The sequence below is a fragment of the Bradyrhizobium sp. CCBAU 45384 genome, assembly GCF_028128665.1.
Classification (GTDB): Bacteria; Pseudomonadota; Alphaproteobacteria; order Rhizobiales; family Xanthobacteraceae; genus Bradyrhizobium; species Bradyrhizobium manausense.
In genome coordinates this window covers 1-1,319 of the sequence record NZ_LBIZ01000047.1, presented here as the reverse complement: position 1 = coordinate 1,319, position 1,319 = coordinate 1, and the positions used below count along the sequence as shown (strand labels likewise).

General features: G+C 56.3%; 1 protein-coding gene. It reads left to right on the top strand.

Annotated features, from left to right (window positions below; genetic code table 11):
• The first annotated feature begins 4 nt into the window (after positions 1–4).
• On the top strand, positions 5–1,033 hold the full coding sequence (locus tag XH80_RS02960; protein WP_271597263.1) for an IS110 family transposase: 1,029 nt from the start codon (positions 5–7) through the stop codon (positions 1,031–1,033).
• The last annotated feature ends 286 nt before the right edge of the window (positions 1,034–1,319 follow it).

Sequence of the window (1,319 nt, the reverse complement as noted above, 5' to 3'; positions counted from 1 at the left end):
GAACATTGTCACGATCGGTATCGACTTAGGCAAGAACACCTTCCATGTGGTGGGATTTGATACCACGGGTGCAATCATCCTACGTAAGAAGCAGTCTAGAAATCAGCTTGAGCAGTCGCTGGCTAATGTTCCTGCTTGCTTGATCGGAATGGAGGCTTGTTCAGGAGCACACCACTTGGGGCGCAAGCTGGAGAAATTAGGCCATCAAGTACGGCTCTTGCCGGCGCAATATGTGAAGCCATACCTCAAGGGCCACAAGAATGACTTCCGTGATGCCGAAGCCATCGCAGAAGCGACACAGCGCCCGACTATGCGCTTTGTCCCGTTGAAATCGGCCGAGCAACTTGACTTGCAGGCGCTGCACAGAGTTCGCAGTCGATTGGTGACGCAAAGAACCGCGGTCATCAATCAAATCCGAGGCTTTTTGCTTGAGCGAGGGCTGGCAGTCCGGCAAGGAGCCGCGGCGCTCCGATTGGCACTTCCTCAGATTCTCTCAGCGCCAAAGGATAGCTTATCGCCTCGAGTGATCCAGCTCATACAAGACTTGTCCGAGGACTGGCGCTATCTCGACCGACGGGTCGCGTCAATGACGAAAGAAATCGACGAACTCGCTGGTCGAGATCCACACTGTCGCCGCCTAATGAGTGCGCCCGGCGTCGGGCCGATCACCTCAAGCGCGATGGTCGCCGCGATCGGAACCGGCGATGCCTTCCATAAGGGCCGGGACTTTGCAGCATGGCTTGGTCTGGTACCCAAGCAAATCTCGACTGGCGATCGGACCATTCTCGGCCGCATATCGAGGCGCGGTAATCGGTACCTACGAACGCTGTTCATTCAAGGTGCCAGAGCCGTACTTCTGCAGCGTCAGAGTTGGCCTCGGCATGGCTTCGGAGCCTGGTTGGAGGCAGCGTCCAAGCGACTCCACTCGAACGTCTTAGTCGTTGCCCTAGCCTCAAAACTTGCGCGCATGGCCTGGAGCATGCTCGCAAAGAATCGCGACTACGACGCCAATCTCTTGAGCCGCACCGCATGAGAAACAGACCGTAAAGGAAGATCCAAGGTCCGATCAGAAAGCACAATAACCCGCCGAGGTTTGCGAGACGGAAAGGACGAATGGAGAAACGGTTCCACCGACACTTCTGAAGCCTGGTTCGACTCCATGGCCCTTCTGGAGGCCGGCGAGTTATTGAGGACAGAAGTGGGCGGATATCCATGATGGCTCGGGGCAACAGCCCCAAATTGAAGCCGGATAGATTGGCGCAAACCGCTTCATCCCTTTGTCGATTCCTCTTGCAACGCGGGCGTGGTCCATAGATCGG